This window comes from Cupriavidus sp. GW822-FHT03E04, from assembly GCF_058801495.1.
On record NZ_JBXANI010000028.1, the window covers coordinates 81,909 to 96,770 of the forward strand.

Annotated in this window: 13 protein-coding genes; 8 read left to right on the forward strand and 5 right to left on the reverse strand. The window is 67.1% G+C overall.

Annotated elements, in window-relative coordinates; all coding sequences use genetic code 11:
• Positions 1–111: 111 nt before the first annotated feature.
• A complete protein-coding gene (locus tag AC1RQC_RS32515) occupies positions 112–252 on the reverse strand; it encodes a hypothetical protein (protein WP_492885713.1) in 141 nt (46 codons plus the stop codon).
• A 207-nt stretch (positions 253–459) separates the two neighbouring features.
• On the opposite strand from AC1RQC_RS32515, the gene AC1RQC_RS32520 reads away from it, so the two are divergent.
• Both AC1RQC_RS32520 and AC1RQC_RS32525 read left to right on the forward strand, forming a co-directional pair.
• On the forward strand, positions 460–1,317 hold the full coding sequence (locus AC1RQC_RS32520) for a hypothetical protein (protein ID WP_492372715.1): 858 nt from the start codon (positions 460–462) through the stop codon (positions 1,315–1,317).
• Positions 1,318–1,522: 205 nt separating this feature from the next.
• Positions 1,523–2,419: a hypothetical protein gene (locus AC1RQC_RS32525; RefSeq protein WP_492885715.1), complete on the forward strand. Its 897-nt coding sequence runs from the start codon at positions 1,523–1,525 to the stop codon at positions 2,417–2,419.
• A gap of 37 nt (positions 2,420–2,456) precedes the next feature.
• Here AC1RQC_RS32525 and AC1RQC_RS32530 read toward each other — a convergent pair whose 3' ends face one another.
• Positions 2,457–3,869, reverse strand: a complete 1,413-nt coding sequence (locus AC1RQC_RS32530) for a lysozyme inhibitor LprI family protein (protein ID WP_492885717.1) — start codon at positions 3,867–3,869, stop codon at positions 2,457–2,459.
• Positions 3,870–4,030: 161 nt separating this feature from the next.
• Here AC1RQC_RS32530 and AC1RQC_RS32535 point away from each other — a divergent pair, with 161 nt between their 5' ends.
• Genes AC1RQC_RS32535 through AC1RQC_RS32560 form a run of 6 tightly spaced genes read left to right on the forward strand, consistent with a single transcriptional unit; the run spans position 4,031 to position 10,995 of the window.
• Positions 4,031–5,473: a leucyl aminopeptidase family protein gene (locus tag AC1RQC_RS32535; RefSeq protein ID WP_492885719.1), complete on the forward strand. Its 1,443-nt coding sequence runs from the start codon at positions 4,031–4,033 to the stop codon at positions 5,471–5,473.
• A 35-nt stretch (positions 5,474–5,508) separates the two neighbouring features.
• Entirely contained in the window at positions 5,509–7,098 is a 1,590-nt protein-coding gene (locus tag AC1RQC_RS32540) for an ABC transporter substrate-binding protein (RefSeq protein ID WP_492885721.1), read from the forward strand.
• A 16-nt stretch (positions 7,099–7,114) separates the two neighbouring features.
• On the forward strand, positions 7,115–8,080 hold the full coding sequence (locus AC1RQC_RS32545; protein WP_492885723.1) for an ABC transporter permease: 966 nt from the start codon (positions 7,115–7,117) through the stop codon (positions 8,078–8,080).
• A 16-nt stretch (positions 8,081–8,096) separates the two neighbouring features.
• The gene (locus tag AC1RQC_RS32550; protein WP_492885746.1) at positions 8,097–9,047 is read left to right on the forward strand and encodes an ABC transporter permease; all 951 of its coding nucleotides are present in this window, start codon (positions 8,097–8,099) and stop codon (positions 9,045–9,047) included.
• Entirely contained in the window at positions 9,044–10,771 is a 1,728-nt protein-coding gene (locus tag AC1RQC_RS32555) for a dipeptide ABC transporter ATP-binding protein (protein ID WP_492885725.1), read from the forward strand. Before AC1RQC_RS32550 ends, AC1RQC_RS32555 begins: the two co-directional genes overlap by 4 nt.
• Before the next feature lie 47 nt (positions 10,772–10,818).
• On the forward strand, positions 10,819–10,995 hold the full coding sequence (locus AC1RQC_RS32560) for a hypothetical protein (RefSeq protein WP_492811320.1): 177 nt from the start codon (positions 10,819–10,821) through the stop codon (positions 10,993–10,995).
• A 60-nt stretch (positions 10,996–11,055) separates the two neighbouring features.
• Here the strand turns inward: AC1RQC_RS32560 and AC1RQC_RS32565 are convergent, their stop codons facing one another.
• From AC1RQC_RS32565 to AC1RQC_RS32575, 3 genes are all read right to left on the reverse strand, one after another.
• On the reverse strand, positions 11,056–11,826 hold the full coding sequence (locus AC1RQC_RS32565) for a ferredoxin--NADP reductase (RefSeq protein ID WP_174427668.1): 771 nt from the start codon (positions 11,824–11,826) through the stop codon (positions 11,056–11,058).
• Positions 11,827–12,061: 235 nt separating this feature from the next.
• A complete protein-coding gene (locus tag AC1RQC_RS32570; protein ID WP_492885727.1) occupies positions 12,062–13,948 on the reverse strand; it encodes a family 2A encapsulin nanocompartment cargo protein cysteine desulfurase in 1,887 nt (628 codons plus the stop codon).
• Positions 13,923–14,855 (reverse strand): family 2A encapsulin nanocompartment shell protein, encoded by a 933-nt coding sequence (locus tag AC1RQC_RS32575; RefSeq protein WP_006157090.1) that lies wholly within the window; start codon positions 14,853–14,855, stop codon positions 13,923–13,925. Before AC1RQC_RS32575 ends, AC1RQC_RS32570 begins: the two co-directional genes overlap by 26 nt.
• Between the last annotated feature and the right edge of the window lie 7 nt (positions 14,856–14,862).

The following is a 14,862-nucleotide window of genomic DNA, read 5'->3' on the forward strand; positions in this document are numbered from 1 at the left end:
GCGGTTTTGCACGATGAGGGGCAGCCCTTGCCTGGCTGGCGCCGAACCAGCGCCATCTTCCGTTAGCGCTGGTTCAGGCAGCCGAATGCGATCTTTTTCGGCGCTGCGTGATTAGCCGGCAGCCGCGCTCTTCAAACCGTCCGACACGCCTTGTGCCGAGTCTTTGCACCACTGCTTGGCGCCGAGCGGGCTGCCTTCAATCCCTTCTTCCTTGCCGTCCGGCATCAGGATTGCTGGCATCTTCTTGTTCATCGTTCTCTGTGTTTCCCATCATTGGTGCCCGGCTTCAATTAGCCGGATTTGCCAAGTATACTGGCAGTCACATCGGGCTTCGTGGCCTGCCGTCAAAGCGGACCCTTCAGGGCCCGCTTTCTCGTTGATCGGACTGACACCCTCCTACCTTTTCCTCCTCTCTGCATGGCTCTTCGATTTCGTCCCATCCCCTGCGCTCTATCGGCCTTGCTTCTTTTCGCCGTCGCCGCCTCGCCCCATGCCCTGGCCAACGATTACGTCCTGGTCCCGATCACCGGCAGCGAGCCGGAGACCAGGGAGGTTTCCGTGCTGGAACCGGCCGTGGCCCGATTTGCCGGCCTGGCTTCCGGCTCCTACTACTGGGAGGACGGGCTGCTGGCCGAGCAACTGCTGACCGGCCTGGCATCGCGCCCGCACAGGTTGGAGCAGGCGCTGCCTGATGGCCTGCGCCTGGTGGCGTCGCGCCGGGAGTTTTCCGACGGCGCCGAGCGCGCGGCCGTGCTGGTCGACGCGCGCGGCGCCGTGCTGGCCGCGGCGCTGGTGCACCGGCAGTGCGGCAAGGAATCCGTCTGCCAGGACAGCCAGCACGCCGTGCTGTCGGTTTTCCTGCGGCCCGGCTTCGACCGCGCCCAGGCGCAGCCGCTGGTCGCGTGGGGCCAGGATGTGCCCAAGGACCTGAAGCTTGGCAGGGGCGAGACGATCGCCACGGTGGAGACCATCACGCTGGATGCCAGCCGCACAGGCGCCAGCCCGGTCCAGCGCCCCACGGGATTCCCGGCGCAGGTGCCGCTGTACCCGAGGGCCATCCTCTATCGCACCGGGCAGAATGCATTGAGCGACGCCAGGGCCAGGCGCGTGGTGCGGCTGCAGACCACCGATAGCATCGAACAGGTGCTGGCCTTCTACAAACGGTTGTCGCCGCCGATGGGGCAACTGGAGACCGGCAAGAATGACAACAGCGGCTACGTGAGCGGCAAGCGCAAGGGCGTGGCGTTTTCTGTCGAGGCGCAGCGCAATGAGCACTTCCCAAGCCTCACCAACGTGGAGGTGGAGATCGCCGACTGACCGCGGCGAGGACGATGTGGGAGCCATGTCAAGCCGGTCGCCGCCGTCGCTGTCGGCCCCGCATCGATCGCCCCGGCATTACCAAGTATACTTACGATCACATCAGGCTTCGCAGCCTCCCGTCAAAACGGACCCTCCGGGGCCCGTTTTCTTGTTGAGCGGACTGACAATCCCCACCATTTTTCCTCTCCTTTTTCCTTTCCGTATGGCTCTTCGATTTCGTCCCGCCTCCTGCGCAGCGCTGGCATTGCTGCTTTCCACGCTCGGCGCCGCGCCCCTTGCCCTGGCCGCGGATGCCGTCCTGGTCCTGGACACCAGCCACCAGCAGGAAACCCGGGAAGCCCCCGCGCTGGATCTCGCCATCACCCGGTTCGCCGGCAATGCGTCCGGTACTTACTACTGGGAGGACGGCCTGCTGGCCGAGCAGATCCTGTCGGGGCTGCAGTCGCGCACCAACCGGGTCCAGCAGGAACTGCCCGATGGCCAGCGCGTGCTGTCGTCGCGCCGCCAGCTATCGCATGGCGCCGAGCGCGCGGCCGTGCTGGTAGACGAGCGCGGTGACGTGCTGGCCGCAGCGCTGGTGCACCGCGAATGCGGCAAGGATGGCTGCCAGGACGACCAGCACGGCCGGCTGTCCGTCTTCCTGCGGCCCGGCTTCGATCGCGCCAAGGCGCAACCGCTGGTTGCGTGGAGCCAGGACGTGCCCGAAGACCTGCAGACCGACTCCGGCGAGAAGATCGCCAAGGTGGAGACCGTCACGCTGGATGCCGCCAACACCGCGGCCAAGCCGGTCAAGCTCCCCAAGGGATTTTCGTCGCAAGTGCCGCTATACCCGCGGGCCATCGTTCACCGCACCGCGCAGGATGCGCTGAGCAACGCCAAGGCCAAGCGTGTGCTCCGGCTGCAGACCACCGACAGCATCGAGCAGGTGCTGGCCTTCTACAAGCAACTGACGCCGCCGCTGCAGGATGCTGTGTCCGACCTGGATCGCAACACCGGCTTCATGGCGGGCAAGCGCAAGGGGGTGGCGTTTACCGTCAACCTGAAGGAGGACAAGCACTTCCCGACCATCACCAACATGGAGGTCGAGATCAGCGAATGATCCGGTTGCCGGGCGGCGGGCGGCGGCAAGCGGTGGATTACATGCCGTTGTCGCCCTCCACCTTGCCGATCGACGCCTTGATCCCGACAGCGGTGCGCAAGCCCTTGACGGAATACGTCCGCGCTTGCGCCTGCTCTTGGTCCTCCGGCTTGCGCATCCACAGTTGCGCGAACAGCCCGTCCTTAGGTGAATAGCCGCCAAACCAGTCGACCAGTTGCCCGATGTGGCACTGGCGCCCTACCCAGACGGGCATGTCTGCCACGATTTCAAAGGTGTAGTGGCCCGGGCCGTAGCTGTAGTAGACACCACGGTCATCGCCCTTGACCGTGTCCGGAACCGGGCAAAGGGGCTTGTCCATGGTGCCGACATCGCGTGCCACCTCGTTGCTTGCCTGCGCAAGCGCGCGCGTCAGGGCGGCATGCAGGGTGCTGTCCAGCGTGGTCACCGCGCCCTTCTCTTCGTCCTTCTGGATCCTGGGGATGGAGAGCTGGTAGCGGTATTGCACAGCAAGCCTTGGCACCTCGCCAACCACCGTCAGCGGCCTGAGCAGGTGAACGTTGTCCACCCCGTAGTAACTGCTCCGGTACGCTACATATACGCGTCCGCGCAGGCGGACCCAGTCCGCCGCCTGGTTGGCGCCGCGTCCGTTGACCGAGTAGAGGTAGCCTCCTTGCTCCAACGCGTCGGCCCGGCCCGTCGAGCCATCGGCGCCTGCGAATTTTCCGCCCTCGCGGCGCAGCGCGCTCACGTACGAGAACAGCCCGGTCCCGCCGGAATAGGTGTCGATGATGAGATCGCGCTGGCCGTCGCCGTCGATATCCATCAGCGTGTAGGAAGCGTTGCCGTTCTCCCCGCCGCCCTCGATGCCGGAGGCCAGCAAGGCGCGCCATTCGTCGCTGGTGACGCCTGGGGGGCGCGTCGTCGGGAAATGCGCGTCGTCGCCCGTCTGCTTGTCTTCTTTCCCGTTGGCGAACGTTGTCATGCCCGTCTTGATGCGGATCGCATCGAGGGCCTTCTCAAGCGGGAACGCCGGCTCGGTCTTGCGCATGGCTTCCACCGCCTGGCGCAGGTCCTCCAGCGCCTGCCGGTCCACGCTGTCCGGCTTGTAGGCGGCGGCTTCGCGCAGTTGCGCCTGCAATGCCGCAAGCCGCTCGTCATATCGTGCGTTGATGCAACTCTTGTCCGCACCACACTGATCCCGGGTCTTCAGCCACGCAAGCTGGGCTTGCCGTAGCGCGGCGCGCTGCTGGGCCTGGGCGCTGGCGAGCTTGCCATACACGGCCGAGAGCTTGCTGTCGAGCTTGCGCAGATCCTCATTGGCGCAGATCGCGATCTCCGTGCTGCTCGCCGCGCGCTCGCATTGCATGCCGGCCTGCGCCGCCTGTGCGGCAGGGACATACAGCGCCAACAAGGCGATCAGCGACGAGTAATTCCTGATTTTCACATTCACAACGCGCGTTCTCTTCTGAGTGGTTCCAGCCTGGGAAGGCAAGCAGGCACTGCCCCCTCAACAAGCGCATATGGAAGCGCAATATGCTTCTTTGTGCCGATGCGCACCGGCCGGTAGTCTAGCAAGTCCTTGTTCATGGCAAGCCTGCCGCTACCTGCTCCATGCCTCAAAGCTTCTCCACGCTGCCCGATGGCGCCATCCCGCTCCACGTGGCGGCACCGCAAACGCTTGCGGCCTTGCTGGAACAACTGCCGCCGGTGCAAGCGCAGTGGGCACGCGCAACCGGCTTCGTCCCGTTGCCTGGCAAGACGCTGCTGCTGCCGGATGCCGAAGGCGCTCTGGCGGGCGTGATCGTTGGCGCCGATCCGGCCCAGCCGTTGTGGCAACTGGCGGGCCTGCCGAAGCAGTTGCCACCGGGGCGCTATGCCATCACCGCCGCGCAGGACGAACCGCCGCTGGCCGCGCTCGGCTGGGCCATCGGTGCCTTGCCCGCGAGCTGGGACGACACCGTGGACGACACGGTGGGCGACACAGTGGACGACGCGGCGAATGGCGCCGAAGACCTCGCGCAACTGGTCGTGCCACAGGCCACGCTGCAAGCCCTCCAGCCCCTGGCCGCGGCCATCGGCCTTGTACGCCGGCTGGTCAACACACCGGCCAACGTCCTCGGCCCAGCACGCTTGTCGGAAGAAGTCCGCGCACTGGCGCGGGCGCATGGCGCCGAGTTCCGCGAATGGATCGGCGACGCCCTGCCGGATGCGGGCTTCCCGCTGGTCCACGCCGTCGGCCGCGCGGCTGCCGAAGCGCCGCGCGTGGCCACGCTGCATTGGGGCGACCCGGCTGCGCCGCGCGTGGTGCTGGTCGGCAAGGGCGTGTGCTTCGATTCAGGCGGGCTGGATATCAAGCCGGCGCAGGGCATGCGCTGGATGAAGAAAGACATGGGCGGCGCGGCCCACGCCATTGCGCTGGCGCGGCTGGTGATGCAGGCGCGCCTGCCCGTGCGGCTGACCCTGGTGGTGCCGGCCGTGGAAAACGCCGTCGGCGCCGGCGCGCTGCGCCCAGGCGATGTGATCCGCGCTGCCAATGGCACGTCGGTGGAAATCGAAAACACCGATGCGGAGGGCCGGCTGGTGCTGGCCGATGCCCTGCATCACGCGCTGGGTGAGCGCCAGGAGAGCGCCGCCATCGCCATCGACCTGGCCACGCTGACCGGCGCGGCCCGCGTCGCGCTTGGGCCGGAGCTGCCCGCGCTGTTCAGCAATGACGACGCCCTTGCAGCCGACCTGCTCGCGCAGGCCCAGCGACTGGCCGATCCGCTGTGGCGCATGCCACTGTGGCAGCCCTATCGCGCCATGCTGAAGTCGTCGTTCGCGGATACGCAGAATGCCGCCGCCGCGCCGCTGGCCGGTGCCATTACCGCTGCCCTGTTCCTGCAGCGCTTTATCCCGGACGGCACGCCCTGGCTGCACCTGGACCTGTTCGCCTGGAACCAGGAAGACCGCCCGGGCCGCCCGCGCGGCGGCGAGGCGCAGGGACTGCGCGCGCTCTTTGGCTTGCTGGCGCAGCGCTTTCCCGCGGTTGCCGGCGAGCCCACGCATTCCTGATGACAAGACAACTACCGTAAGTGAGAACAACCGACATGATCCAACGACTGGCGCTGGCCGCCACCCTGGCCGCCGCATTGCTGGCCGCTCCCGCGCTGCATGCCGAAACCCTGCGCTGGGCGCGCTCGGCCGACGCCTCCACGCTGGACCCGCATGCCGTCAACAACGGGCCCAACCACAACCTGCTGCACCAGGTCTACGAGCCACTGATCATCCGCACCGCCGATGGCAAGCTGCTGCCCACGCTGGCCACCTCGTGGCGGCGCACGGACGACCCCACGGTATGGGAGTTCCAGCTACGCAAGGGCGTGAAGTTCCACGATGGCAGCGTATTTACCGCCGACGATGCGGTGTTCTCTCTGTTGCGCGCCAAGTCGCCCACCTCGGACATGAAATCGCTGCTAGTCTCGATCACCGAGGTGATCAAGGTTTCTCCCTTCGTCATCCGCATCAAGACCGCCGGCCCCAACCCGCTGCTGCCCGACAACCTGACCAATATCCAGATCCTGAGCGCGGCATGGTCCAAGTCGCACAACGTGGAGCAACCGCAGAACGCCTCGGCCAAGGAAGAGACCTACGCCACGCGCAATGTGAACGGCACCGGCCCGTACACGCTGGTGTCGCGCGAGCAGGACGTGCGCACGGTGCTTAAGCTCTTCCCGCAGTACTGGGGCCGTGGCCAGTTCCCGCTGGAGATCGACGAGCTGGTCTACCTGCCGATCAAGTCGCCCGCCACCCGCGTGGCCGCGCTGCTCTCCGGCGAGGTGGACTTCGTGCAGGACCTGCCGATCCAGGACACGGCGCGGCTGCGCGCCGACCCCAGGCTGCGCGTGAACCAGGCGGCGGAAAACCGTGTGATCTTCTTCGGCCTGAACGTGGGCAACGCGCCCTTGAAGTACTCGGACGTGAAGGACCGCAACCCACTGGCCGACCGCCGCGTACGCGAGGCGTTCCAGCTCGCCATCGACCGCAATGCCATCAAGACGGCCGTGATGCGCGGCCTGTCGGTGCCGACCAATATCATCGCGCCGCCGTTCGTGCATGGCTATGACAAGGCCTTCGACGTGGTCGGCAAGCCCGACGTGGCGCGCGCCAAGGCGCTGCTGGCGCAAGCAGGCTATCCCAACGGCTTCGGCATCACCCTGCATTGCACCAACGACCGCTACCTCAACGACGAAGCGATCTGCCAGGCGGCTGCCGGCTTCCTGGGCCGCATCGGCGTAAAGACCACGGTGGTCTCGCGCCCGCTGGCGATCCAGACCGCCGCCATCAACAACCTGGATACGGACTTCTACCTGTACGGCTGGGGCGTGCCGACCTACGACTCCGCCTACATCTTCGACTACCTGGTCCACACGCGCGGCAAGAATGCGCGCGGCGCCACCAATGCCACGCGCTACAGCAACCCGGAGCTGGATGCGAAGATCGTTTCGCTCTCAAGCGAGGGCGACCAGAAGCAGCGCGACGCCACCATCAAGAGCATCTGGACCACGGTGCAGAACGAACTGGTCTACCTGCCGCTGCATGACCAGATCCAGACCTATGCCATGGTGCGCAAGTTCGACATCCCGGTGAACCCGTCGAACACGCCCTACTTCAAGCTGTTCAAGCTGGCGAAGTCGTGACAATGGGCGCGCGCTGATGCTGGTCCACCTTCTCCGCCGCCTCGGCCAGTCGCTGCTGGTGCTGCTGGCCGTGTCCTTTATCGCCTTCCTGGTGTTTCGCCATATCGGCGATCCCACGGTCAGCCTGCTGGGCGAGGATGCCTCGATCGAAGACCGCCAGGCGCTGGTGGCCGAACTGGGCTTCGACCGGCCCGTGCCGGTGCAGTACGCGCGCTATCTCGGCAACGTGCTGCATGGCCAGTTCGGCATCTCGTACCGGGTCAAGCGGCCGGTGACGCAAGTCATCCTGGAGCGCGCGCCTGCCACGCTGGAGCTGGCGCTGGTGGCGGCGGTGGTCGCCGTGCTGGGCGGCGTGGCGCTGGGCGTCTACACGGCGATACAGCGCGACGGCTGGGCCAGCCGCGTGCTGATGACGGTGTCGCTGGTCGGTGTCTCGCTGCCGACCTTCCTGATCGGCATCCTGCTGATCTACCTGTTTGCCGTGGAGCTGCGCTGGCTGCCCTCGTTCGGGCGCGGCGACACCATAGCCGTGGGCGGGTGGAACACGGGCCTGCTCACGCGCTCCGGCTGGGCCTCGCTGGTGCTGCCGGTGGCCACGCTAGGCCTGTTCAAGCTGACACTCATCATGCGCCTGGTGCGCGCGGAAATGATGGAGGCGCTGCGCACCGACTACGTGCGCTTTGCCCGCGCGCGCGGCCTGCCCGAGCGGCGCATCCACTACGGCCACGCGCTGCGCAATACGCTGATCCCGGTGGTCACCATCACCGGGCTGCAGATCGGCTCGCTGATCGCCTTTGCCATCGTCACCGAGACGGTGTTCCAGTGGCCCGGCATTGGGCTGCTGTTCATCTCGTCGATCCAGGCGGTGGACGTGCCAGTGATCGCCGCCTACCTGCTGATGATCGCGGTGCTGTACGTGTGCATCAACCTGGCGGTGGACCTGGTCTACCTGCTGGTGGATCCGCGCCTGCGCCGTGCCTGATTTCTCCATGACCTCAATGCAAAACGCCCCCGCTCCTGCCGCCCCGGCCGCCCCGGCGCAAGCCCGCTGGCGCAATGCCGAGTCGCCCGTGGTGCGGGCGCTGGCGCGCTCGCGTACCACGCAATTTACCGTGCTGCTGCTGGCGCTGCTGGTGCTCGCCGCCCTGTTCGCGCCCTGGCTGGCGCGGCAGAACCCCTTCGATCCCGCCGGGCTGGAGTTGCTCGACGCCTTCACGCCACCTTGGCAGCATGGCGCGTCCGGCACCTTCTATCCACTCGGCAGCGACGACCAGGGGCGCGACATTTTCTCCGCCATCCTCTACGGCTTGCGCATGTCCCTGCTGGTGGGCGCGGCGGCGGTCGCGCTGTCGCTGGCCATCGGCGTCACGCTTGGCCTGGTGGCCGGCTATGCCGGCGGCTGGTTCGATACCGTGGTGATGCGCCTGGCCGATGTCCAGCTCACCTTTCCCGTGCTGCTGGTGGCGCTGCTGATCTTTGGCATCGCACGCGGCATCCTGCCCGCTGGCTACCGCGACGAGATGGCGCTCTACGTGATCGTGACTGCCATCGGCCTGTCGGAATGGGTGCAATACGCGCGTACCGTGCGCGGCGCGGTGATGGTGGAAAAGCACAAGGATTACGTGCTGGCGGCCCGCATCATCGGGCGCTCGCGCACGGCGATCCTGCTGCGCCATATCCTGCCCAACCTGCTGGCGCCGGTGCTGGTGATCGGCACCATCAGCTTTGCGCTGGCGGTGGTGGCAGAGTCCACGCTGTCCTATCTGGGCGTGGGCCTGCCGCCCACCCAGCCCTCGCTAGGCACGCTGATCCGCGTTGGCCAGGGTTTCCTGTTCTCCGGCGAGTGGTGGATCCTGCTATTGCCCGCGCTGGTGCTGCTGGCGCTGGCGCTCTCGGTCAACCTCGCGGGCGACTGGCTGCGCGACGCACTCAACCCCAAGCTCCAATGACCAAGATGCCTGTGAACCAGCCCGTCCTGAGCGTGCGCGGCCTGTCCGTGGCGTTCGACACCTATCGTGGCACGGTGAACGTGCTCGACGACGTGTCCTTCGAGATCGCACCCGGCGAGATCCTGGGTGTGGTGGGCGAATCCGGCGCGGGCAAATCGATGACCGGCAATGCCGTCACCGGCCTGATCGAGCCGCCCGGGCGCATCAGTGCCGGCAGCGTGACGTTGCGCGGGGAACGCATCGACACCTTGCGCGGCGAAGACATGCGCCGCGTTCGGGGCAAGCACATCGGCATGGTGTTCCAGGACCCGCTGACCAGCCTCAACCCGGTCTGCACCATCGGCCACCATCTCACCGAGACCATCCGCACCCACCTGCCGCTATCGCCCGCGCAGGCACGCCAGCGCGCGCTGGCATGGCTCGCGGACGTGGAAATCCCCGACCCCGCCACGCGCTTCAACCAGTACCCGCACCAGTTCTCCGGCGGCATGCGCCAGCGCGTGGCCATTGCGCTGGCGCTGTGCGGCGAGCCCGAACTGCTGATTGCCGACGAGCCGACCACCGCGCTCGATGTGGTCGTGCAGGCGCAGGTGATCCAGGTGCTGCGCCGCGTCTGCCGCGAGCGCGGCACCGCCGCCATGCTGATCACCCACGACATGGGCGTGATCGCCGGGGCCGCCGACCGCGTCCTGGTGATGTACCAAGGCCGCGTGCTGGAAACCGGGGCGGTACGCGACATCCTCGACCACCCCCGCGCGGCTTACACGCGCACGCTGATGGCCGCCATTCCCTCCGTGCACCAGCGGCTGCACCGCCTGCCCGTGCCGGACGAAGGCGCCGTGGCGCCGCTGCCAGCGCAGGCATCCCGCCCCGAGGCCAGGCAAGACACCGCGCCACTGGTGCAGGTGCAGGACCTGTCGCGCGACTTCGATCTCTCCGCCGGCTGGCTGCTGCGCACCCTCGCGCGCCAGCCGCGCAAGGTGCTGCACGCGGTGCGCGACGTCAGCTTCGCCATCCCGCGCGGCACCACCTTCGGGCTGGTGGGCGAATCCGGCTCGGGCAAGTCCACCGTGGCGCGCATGATTGCCGGCCTGACCCGGCCCGGCGCCGGACGCATCGTGATCGACGGCGTGGACCGCTGGGCGGACCGCCAAGCCGCGGCCACCCTGCCCGGGCGTTTCCAGATGATCTTCCAGGACCCGTACGCCAGCCTCAACCCGCGCTGGCGCATCGACCGCCTCATTGCCGAGCCGCTGCAAGCGCTGGGACTCAGCAAGAGCCCGGAAGACACCGCGGAACGCGTGGCGCAGGCACTGCGCCGCGTGCGCATGTCGCCGGACGCCGGCCGGCGCTATCCGCACCAGTTCTCCGGCGGCCAGCGCCAGCGCATCGCCATCGCCCGCGCCCTGGTCAGCCACCCCGACTTCCTGATCTGCGACGAGCCCACGTCATCGCTGGACGTCTCGGTGCAAGCCCAGGTACTCAACCTGATGCGCGACCTGCAGGACGAATTCGGCCTGACCTACCTGCTGATCAGCCACAACCTGGCGGTGATCCGCCAGCTATGCGACCAGGTGGGCGTGATGCAGCGCGGGCAGCTGGTCGAAGTCGGGCCAGCGGATGCGGTCTTTGCCGCACCCCGGCATGGCTATACGCGAGAGTTGTTGGCTGCGGTGCCGGATGTGGGGCGGGTACGGGGGTTGCCGGTGGTGGCGGTGGCTTAGTGGAGGCGCACTTGGTGAGTGGCACTCGTCAGCGAAGGAACGCAAGCATGACGCAAGAGAACCATGGCAGTACGCGCAAATGGCACGGGCGTGCGGGCACGGCCGCCGGCGCTGCGGGGCTCTATCTGTCGCTGGGGACGGAACTGGCGTGGATACAGCTGGGGGGTGTCTTCCTGACCACCCTGGGGATTCACTTCTGGGTGATGTCCCGCCAGCGGGATTGAGCGATCACCGGGGAACCCCGGCGATCGTCATGACGCAATGGCCTTCAGTGGCCGGTACGCTTAGCCAACAAATGCCTTTTCAAGCACAAAATGGCCAGGCTCGCTCATATTGCCTTCCGTGAAGTGCTGCTCGGTCAGCATCGCGCGGATGTCCTTGAGCATGTCCGGGCTGCCGCACAGCATGATGCGGTCGTTCTCCAGCGAGAACGGCTCCACGCCCAGGCGCTCGAACAGCTCGCCGTTGGCGATCAGGTCGGTGATGCGGCCCTGGTTGTCGAACTCTTCGCGGGTCACGGTGGGGAAATAGACCAGCTTTTCGCGGATCAGCTCGCCCAGGTGTTCGTGCTGCGGCAGGTGTTCCTGGATCAGCTCGCGGTAGGCCAGTTCCTCGACGAAGCGGCAGGTGTGGGTCAGCACGACCTTGTCATAGCGCTCGTACACTTCCGGATCGCGGATGATCGACAGGAACGGGGCCAGGCCGGTGCCGGTGGCCAGCAGCCACAGGGTCTTGCCGGGCAGCAGGTTGTCGACCAGCAGCGTGCCGGTGGGCTTCTTGCCGACGAAAATCTGGTCGCCTTCCTTCAGGTGCTGCAGGCGCGACGTCAGGGGGCCGTCCGGCACCTTGATGCTGAAGAACTCCAGCGTTTCCTCGTAGTTGGCACTGGCGATGCTGTAGGCACGCAGAAGCGGACGACCGTTCACTTCCAGACCGACCATGGCGAACTGGCCGTTTTCGAAGCGGAAACCGGGGTCGCGGGTGCAGGTGAAGCTGAAGAGCGTGTCGGTCCAGTGGTGGACGGAGAGGATGGCTTGCTGGTTGAGATTGCTCATGAATAAGGCGCTATATGCGCTGGATGGCGCCGGCGTCGATGGCCTGTTGTGGCCTGATACCAAAGGCTTGGCGGTAGCTTGCCGGTTGCGTTCAACAAGGCGGGCTCCGGCCCGAAGGCTGGAAGGCGCGCCGATCAAGGTGAGAAGATAGCGGATTTTAGAAGAAAACGCAGGGCGCGTCCCGATTCATGCAGTTTCAGGGAGGTTATAAGCCCCACGCCCCGCGTTTTCAGGCTCAACGGCGCCCGGAAAGCCGCCTGACCACCGAGATCAGCCGGTCCACCTCGTCCGTGGTGTTGTAGAAGGCCAGCGACGGCCGCACCGTGGCCTCCACGCCAAAGCGGCGCAGGATGGGCTGGGCGCAGTGATGCCCGGAGCGCACGGCGATGCCTTCCTCGTTGAGCGCGCGGCCCACTTCCTCGGTCTCATAGCCCTTGAGCACGAAGGACAGCACGCTGGCCTTGTCGCGCGCCGTGCCTACCAGCCGCACGCCCGGGATGGGCTGCAGCAGGTGGGTGGCGTACTCCAGCAGGTCGTGCTCGTAGCGGGCGATGTTCTCGATGCCTACCCGCTCCACGTAGTCCAGCGCGGCGCCCAGCCCCACCGCATCGGCGATGTTGCCGGTGCCCGCCTCGAAGCGGTTGGGCGGCGGCTGGAACACGGTGCGCTCGAAGGTCACGTCGGCAATCATGTTGCCGCCGCCTTGCCAGGGCGGCATGGCCTCCAGCAGCTCGCGCTTGCCGTAGACCACGCCGATGCCGGTGGGCCCGAACACCTTGTGGCCCGAGAACACGAAAAAATCCGCATCGATGGCCTGCACGTCCACCCGCATGTGCGAGACCGATTGCGCGCCGTCGACCAGCGCGCGGGCGCCGGCACGGTGAGCCAGGTCGACGATCTCCTTGACCGGCACCACGGTGCCCAGCGCATTCGAGACCTGCGTCACGGACACGATCCTGGTGCGGTCGTTGAGCAGCCGGCGGTACTCATCCAGCAGCACCTGCCCGGAATCGTCCACCGGAATCACCCGCAGCCTGGCCCCGGTCTGCGCGGCGAGCTGCTGCCACGGCACGATATTGGCGTGATGCTCCAGGTGCGAGACGATGATCTCGTCGCCCTCGCCCACGTTCTGCACGCCCCAGGTCTTGGCGATCAGGTTGATGGCCTCGGTGGTGCCGCGCACGAAGATGATCTCGTCGGGCGAGGATGCGCCGATAAAACGCTGCACCTTGCTGCGCGCGGCCTCGTAGGCATCCGTGGCGCGCCCTGCCAGTGCATGGGCGGCGCGGTGGATGTTGGAGTTCTCGTGCGCGTAGAAGTACGAGATGCGGTCGATCACCGACTGCGGCTTGTGCGTGGTGGCGGCGTTGTCGAACCACACCAGCTGGCGGCCGTTGACGCGCTCCTGCAGGATCGGGAAATCGCGGCGAATCGCGTTGACGTCGAACGGCACGCGCGCCGAAGACGATGCCCGCGGCGGCGTCCGCTCTTGCTCGCGCCCATAGCCGTAAGCGCCCGCCCCTTGCTGCGGCAGATGCAGCGAGAGCGGATCGCCGAACGCGGCGATCTCGCGCAGGCTCGACGCGCCGCCATGCAGGTCGCGGCCCGCGCCCTCCAGGAAGTAGTAGGCAGGCGCGGCCGAGGACTGCGGCGATGGCGCCGCCGCATGCGGCACGCCCAGCGCCTGGCCGCCGAAGCGGCTTTCCACCGCGGGCGCCACCGTGGCGACCGTGTCGGGCAGGCCATTCTGCGCCACCGAGGTCGGCCGCAAGGCCGGCGCGCGATTAGCCAGCGAGAGCACATGGGTCGGCGCGGCGGGCAGCAGGTTGGCGCCGGGCACGTGGCCCTGCGGGATCGCCGCACCCGGCACGCCGGTGCCCGTGCCGCCAGGACCCGCCACGGGCGAGCCAGGCGGCGCCGGGTTGTTTACCACGGGCAGCGACTGCGCGGCAGCCGGCGATGTCCCCGGCAGGGCCGAGAAAAACGCCCCCGCCAGGCGCGCCAGCACCGCCGGATCCGGCAGGCCGGGCGGCACCGAAGGCGCGCCCGGCAGCGCGGCCGACGGGCCGGCCGGCGGATTCGGCGGATTCACCGGATTACTTGTAGGTGTCAGGATAGTCATGGTACTTGCCGATCTCCACGTCATCGAGAACCGCCAGCGCATCCGGCGCGTGCACGGCCAGCGAGCAGTACAGCGAGATCAGGTACGAAGCGATAGCCTGGTCGTTGATGCCCATGAAGCGCACCGACAGGCCCGGGCCCTGCTCGCCCGCCACGCCCGGCTGGAACAGGCCGACCACGCCCTGGCGCTTGTCGCCCACGCGCAGCAGCAGGATCTTGCTCTTGCCATCAGCCACCGGCACCTTGTCCGACGGGATCAACGGAATGCCGCGCCAGGTGATGAACTGCGAGCCGAACAGGCTGACAGTCGGCGGCGGCACGCCACGGCGCGTGCATTCGCGGCCAAAAGCGGCGATCGCCAGCGGGTGGGTCAGGAAGAACGCGGGCTCCTTCCACACCTTGCTGAGCAACTCGTCCATGTCGTCCGGCGTGGGCGCGCCGGTCAGCGGAAATACGCGCTGCGCTTCGGCCACGTTGGCCAGCAGGCCGTAGTCCGGGTTGTTGATCAGTTCGCCTTCCTGGTGCTCCTTGATGGTCTCGATGGTGAGACGCAGCTGTTCCTTGATCTGGTCGTGCGGGCTGCTGTACAGGTCCGAGACGCGGGTATGCACGTCCAGCACCGTGCTGACCGCGTTCAGGAAATACTCGCGCGGCTGCTCTTCGTAGTTGACAAAGGTGCGCGGCAGCTTGCCTTCGTCGTCGCGCTGGGTGCAAGCAACCTTGACGGACTCGGGGTCCTGCACCTTGTTGAGGCGGTAGATACCGGCTTCCACCGGCACCCACTGCAGGAAATGCGTCAGCCAGCGCGGCGTGATGGTCGCGAGCTGGGGGATGGTCTTGGTGGCATTGGCTAGTTGCCGTGCTGCGTTATCGCCGAGCGCCGTCTGGCCGCTCCCGTTTACCGACATGTGCTAC